Origin of the sequence: Arthrobacter sp. Bi26, assembly GCF_918697925.1 — a bacterium.
Taxonomy (GTDB): Bacteria; Actinomycetota; Actinomycetes; order Actinomycetales; family Micrococcaceae; genus Arthrobacter.
In genome coordinates, this window is record NZ_CAKKMF010000158.1 from 1 (window position 1) to 5543 (window position 5543).

At 67.8% G+C, this 5543-nt stretch carries 3 protein-coding genes, 1 pseudogene and 1 riboswitch; all 4 genes and pseudogenes read left to right on the plus strand.

Annotated elements, in window-relative coordinates; genetic code table 11:
* The first annotated feature begins 308 nt into the window (after nt 1-308).
* A riboswitch (glycine riboswitch) is annotated at nt 309-407 on the plus strand.
* A gap of 156 nt (nt 408-563) precedes the next feature.
* Nucleotides 564-3443: an aminomethyl-transferring glycine dehydrogenase gene (gene gcvP, locus LQV16_RS22695; protein ID WP_229996101.1), complete on the plus strand. Its 2880-nt coding sequence runs from the start codon at nt 564-566 to the stop codon at nt 3441-3443.
* Nucleotides 3444-3455: 12 nt separating this feature from the next.
* Nucleotides 3456-4604 carry a glycine cleavage system aminomethyltransferase GcvT gene (gene gcvT / locus LQV16_RS22700; protein WP_229996102.1) on the plus strand — a complete coding sequence of 383 codons (1149 nt, stop codon included), beginning with the start codon at nt 3456-3458 and terminating at the stop codon, nt 4602-4604.
* Between the two features lie 252 nt (nt 4605-4856).
* Nucleotides 4857-5240 (plus strand): glycine cleavage system protein GcvH, encoded by a 384-nt coding sequence (gene gcvH, locus LQV16_RS22705; protein WP_229996103.1) that lies wholly within the window; start codon nt 4857-4859, stop codon nt 5238-5240.
* Nucleotides 5237-5543: pseudogene (locus LQV16_RS22710) on the plus strand (serine hydroxymethyltransferase); the annotation flags it as partial. The gene gcvH and the pseudogene LQV16_RS22710, both read left to right, overlap by 4 nt.

Consider the following 5543-nt stretch of genomic DNA (forward strand, 5'->3'; position numbering starts at 1 on the left):
CCTCAACGCCTGCCACGCCCGGCATCCTCACCGCTACCGAAACAAACCCACCGCACCACCCGCCCCGGCCCACGCCGGCATCAACCACAAAACCAACCAGCTGTCACAAACAGCTTGATTCATTCCGAAGTTGCGGCGACCTGGCCGCTGTCCGGCGAACTCGTGTTGGCGGACGCACCCGGGGGCGGCCTGTCGCCCGTAACCTGGGTCGGCGGCTGGCAGGGAGTTTGCGGACGCGCGCCCGGCATAGGAGAATGGGAGCTGTGACTGTTGTCACCCACGATTAATCACCCAACTGAATACGCCTTTGATCTGCGGCGGGAGAGTCCTGCAAGTAGGTACAAGCAGGCGCCGTAGGAGCAAACCCTCCCCAGGAATCTCTCAGGCCCATGTACCGCCGCGGCAAGGCATCTCTGGAAAGTAGCAGGCGTGTCCCGGACATGCTGTGCTCACCGACGGTGCAAGCGGAGCCCCTGAAACGCAGGCTTCGCGGAAACTCTCAGGTCCAATACAGAGCGGGGAGGAACCCGAATCAATGTGGCGTACCCTGCGCCGCCTGAGTTATGGAGTTCCTTGTGACTGTTACCCCAGCCTCCACGTCCTTCGTTGACCGGCACATCGGCGCCCGCCGCCAGGCCGACGTCGACGCCATGCTGAAGGCTGTCGGCTACGACACCGTCGACGCCCTGGTGGACACCGCCGTTCCGAAGGACATCCGTCAGGACTCCGATCTCGCGCTCGCCGCCGCCCTCAGCGAGGTGGAAGTCCTCGCCGAGCTGCGCAAGCTGGCAGCGAAGAACAAGACCGCCGTGCAGATGATCGGGCAGGGCTACTACGACACGCTCACCCCGCCGGTGATCCGCCGCAACATCCTCGAAGCCCCGGCCTGGTACACCGCGTACACGCCGTACCAGCCGGAAATCTCCCAGGGCCGGCTCGAGGCCCTGCTGAACTTCCAGACCATGGTCCAGGACCTCGTCGGCCTGCCGATCGCCAACGCCTCGCTCCTCGACGAGGCCACCGCGGTTGCCGAGGCCGTGCTGATGATGCGCCGCGCCAACAAGAACAAGACGGCGCACGACGGCAAGACCGTCCTCGACGCCGACTGCCTCCCGCAGACCATCGCGATCGTCAAGGGCCGCGCGGAAGCCCTGGGCTTCGAGGTCGAGGTCGCGGACCTCTCGAAGGGCCTGCCCGAGGGCGTCATCAACGGCGTCGTCCTGCAGCAGCCGGGCGTCTCCGGCCGTGTGTTGGACCACACCGCGGTGATCGCCGACGCCAAGGAACGCGGCGCGCTGGTCACTGTGGCCGCGGACCTCCTGGCCCTGACCCTGATCACCCCTCCGGGCGAGCAGGGTGCGGATATCGCCGTCGGCTCCGCCCAGCGCTTCGGCGTGCCGCTGTTCTTCGGCGGCCCGCACGCCGCCTACATGGCCGTGCAGAAGGGGCTCGAGCGCTCCATGCCCGGCCGCCTCGTGGGTGTCTCCAAAGACAACGCCGGCGTCCCGGCGTACCGCCTGGCCCTGCAGACCCGCGAGCAGCACATCCGCCGCGAGAAGGCCACGTCCAACATCTGCACCGCGCAGGCCCTGCTGGCCATCGTGTCCTCGTTCTACGCCGTCTACCATGGCCCAGACGGGCTGAAGGCCATCGCCCAGTCGGTCCACGTCCACGCCAAGACCATCGCCGCCTCCCTGAAGGCCGCCGGGCTGGACGTGCTGCACACGTCATTCTTCGACACCATCACCGTCTCCGTGCCGGGCCGGGCGGCAGAGATCATCGCGGCCGCCGACGCCAAGGGCGTCAACCTGCGGGCCATCGACGCCGACACTGTCGGCATCTCCGCCGATGAGGCCACGACGGTGGCTATCGTCGCCGACGTCATCGCCGCGTTTGGCGCGTCGGTGACCGACACATCTGAGGGCTTCGGCCTGGACTCCGCCGTGGAGCGCACCTCCGACTTCCTGCAGCACCCGGTCTTCAACACGCACCGTTCCGAAACCCAGTTGCTGCGCTACATCCGCCGCCTCTCGGACCGCGACCTCGCCCTGGACCGCACCATGATCCCGCTGGGTTCGTGCACCATGAAGCTGAACGCCACGGCCGAGATGGAAGCCATCTCCTGGCCGGAGTTCGCCTCCATCCACCCCTTCGCCCCGGACTCCCAGACCGAGGGCTGGCGCGAACTGATCGAGGACCTCGAAGCCCAGCTGACCGAGATCACGGGCTACGACCAGGTCTCCATCCAGCCCAACGCCGGATCCCAGGGCGAGCTCGCCGGCCTGCTGGCCATCCGCGGCTACCACCACTCCCGCGGAGACGAGCAGCGCAACGTCTGCCTCATCCCGGCCTCGGCCCACGGCACCAACGCCGCCTCCGCCGTGCTCGCCGGCATGAAGGTGGTCGTCGTGGCCACGGCTTCGGACGGCACGATCGACCACACGGACCTCGCCGCCAAGATCGAGGCCAACAAGGACGTCCTCTCGGCGATCATGATCACCTACCCGTCCACCCACGGGGTCTACGACGCCGATGTCCGCGAGGTCTGCGACTCCGTGCATGCGGCCGGTGGGCAGGTCTACATCGACGGCGCCAACCTCAACGCCCTCGTGGGGCTGGCCCAGCCGGGCATGTTCGGCGGCGACGTCTCGCACCTGAACCTGCACAAGACCTTCTGCATCCCGCACGGCGGCGGCGGACCCGGCGTCGGCCCGGTTGCTGCCAAGGCACACCTGGCACCGTTCATGCCCGGCGATGCCAACAACGCCGACCCGGCCGACGGCACCCCGATCTCCGCCTCCCGCTACGGCTCGGCCGGTGTGCTGCCGATCTCCTGGGCGTACGTGAAGCTGATGGGCGGCCGGGGCCTCACCGAGGCCACCAAGTCGGCCCTGCTCGCGGCGAACTACATCGCGGCCCGCCTGAACGACTCCTTCCCGGTGCTCTACACCGGCGAAGGCGGCCTCGTGGCCCACGAGTGCATCCTGGACCTGCGCGAACTCACGGCCAAGACCGGCGTGACCGCCGAGGACGTCGCCAAGCGCCTGATCGACTACGGCTTCCACGCTCCCACGCTCGCGTTCCCGGTTGCCGGCACCCTGATGGTGGAGCCCACCGAATCCGAGGACCTTGGCGAGATCGACCGGTTCATCACCGCCATGGTTGCCATCCGCGCAGAGATCGACCAGGTGGCCCACGGCGACTTCACCGTGGAGCACAGCCCGCTGCGCAACGCCCCGCACACCGCCGCAGCCGTCATCAGCACCGACTGGACCCGCGAGTACCCGCGTGAGCAGGCCGTCTTCCCGGTCCACACGCTCAAGCAGGACAAGTACTTCCCGCCGGTCGGCCGGATCGACGGCGCCGCGGGGGACCGCAACCTGATCTGCTCGTGCCCTCCCCTCGAAGCCTTCGAGGACCACTCCGACGACTCCGCCAACTAAGGACAGCCACCGATGACTGAGAATTACACGGCACTTTACGAAGAGCACAAGGAGCTCGGCGCCTCCTTCACGGACTTCGGCGGCTGGCAGATGCCGCTGAAGTACAGCTCCGAACTCGCCGAGCACCACGCCGTCCGCAAGTCTGCGGGCCTGTTCGACCTCTCCCACATGGGTGAAGTCTGGGTCACCGGCCCGGACGCCGCAGCCTTCCTGGACTACGCCCTCGTGGGCAAGATCTCCGCGATGGCCATTGGCAAGGCCAAGTACTCGCTGATCTGCAACGAGGACGGCGGCATCATTGACGACCTCATCACCTACCGCCGCGGCGACGAGAAGTTCCTGGTGGTCCCCAACGCCGGCAACGCCAAGGTCGTGGCCGAGGCCCTGGCCGAACGGGCTGTTTCCGGCAAGGAAGGCGGGTTCGACGTCACCGTCGAGGACGCCTCCGCCGTGACCTCGCTGATCGCCGTGCAGGGACCCAAGGCCCAGGAGATCCTGCTGCGCCTGGTTCCGGCCGCGCAGCACGAGCTCGTCACGGGCCTCAAGTACTACGCCGCCGTCGACGTTCCGTTCATGTTCGGCGGCGGCAGCCAGGACCTCCTGCTGGCCCGCACCGGCTACACCGGTGAGGACGGCTTCGAGATCTTCGTCGCGAACGACGCCGCCGCCGCCCTCTGGCAGGCGCTGGTCGCCATCGCCGAGGAAGGCGAGCTGACCCCCGCCGGGCTCGCGTCCCGCGATTCGCTCCGCCTCGAGGCCGGCATGCCGCTTTACGGCAACGAGCTCTCCCTCGAAGGCGATCCGTTCGCCGCCGGCCTGGGCCCCGTCGTCGCGCTGTCCAAGGAAGGCGACTTCATCGGCAAGGCCGCCCTGGCCGCCAAGAAGGAAGCCGGCGCGGGTGCCACGACGGGCCGCAAGCTCGTGGGGCTCAAGGGCCTCGGACGCCGGGCCGGCCGCGGCCACTACCCGGTCCTCAAGGACGGCAACGTGGTGGGCGAAGTCACCTCGGGCCAGCCCAGCCCGAGCCTCGGCTACCCGGTCGCGATGGCCTACGTCGATATCGAATTCACCGAGCCCGGCACCGCCCTGGACATCGATCTCCGCGGCAAGGCCGAGCCCTTCGAAGTGGTCGCACTGCCTTTCTACAAGCGCCAAAAGTAGCCCAACTGGGCCGGTTCCGGCCTGGGCGCCTCAGCGGTGCCCGGCTCCGGGCTTGCATTGGCCCGTCGGACCCAACATCCTCTGCGTGCTCGGGCGCTTTCGCGACCGAGCACGCGTGGGCCCACACCATCAGGGTTCCCTGGCCGAGCTTGCGAGGTTAGGGAGATGGCGGGGAGGATGGCGAGTCCCGCCGCGCAACCCGGCCACAATTTGATTTAGCACCAAGACCACTCCAAGACTTAGGAAAAACACATGGCAAAAGTTGCCCCCGAACTGCAGTACTCCGACGAGCACGAGTGGGTTGCGCGTGAGGCCGGGAACGTCGTGTCCATCGGTATCTCCGCCGTGGCCACGGACGCCCTGGGCGACATCGTCTACGTGGACCTGCCCGAGGTCGGCTCCGCAGTGACTGCCGGGGAGACCTGCGGCGAGGTTGAGTCGACCAAGTCCGTCTCGGACCTGTATTCCCCGGTCACCGGCGAAGTCACCGAAATCAACCCCGCCGTCGTCGATGATCCCGCGCTGATCAACAGCGACCCGTACGGTGCCGGCTGGCTCTTCAAGGTCGCCGCCGAATCGGACGGTCCGCTCCTGTCGGCTGAAGAGTACGCGTCCAAGAACGGCGGCGAACTGTGAGCGGCGCCGCTGCCGCCGGCACCGTGACCGTCGCGTTTGAGCAGGTCGTCTCCGCGTCGCTGGACGCGGACCTGTCCGCGCTGGATCCGGAGATCGCTGTAAGGATCGACGCCGAACTGACCCGCCAGCGGGACGGGCTGGAGATGATCGCCTCGGAGAACCACACCGCCAGGGCTGTGATGCAGGCGCAGGGTTCGGTGCTGACCAACAAGTACGCCGAGGGCTACCCGGGCAAGCGCTACTACGGCGGCTGCGAGCACGTCGACGTTGTGGAGCAGCTCGCGATCGACCGGGTCAAGGCCC

Excerpts from the sequence above, each read along its gene's own strand:
- gcvP (WP_229996101.1), top strand. The coding sequence starts at position 564 with ATGGAGTTCCTTGTGACTGTTACCCCAGCCTCCACGTCCTTCGTTGAC.
- gcvT (WP_229996102.1), top strand. The coding sequence starts at position 3,456 with ATGACTGAGAATTACACGGCACTTTACGAAGAGCACAAGGAGCTCGGC.
- gcvH (WP_229996103.1), top strand. The coding sequence starts at position 4,857 with ATGGCAAAAGTTGCCCCCGAACTGCAGTACTCCGACGAGCACGAGTGG.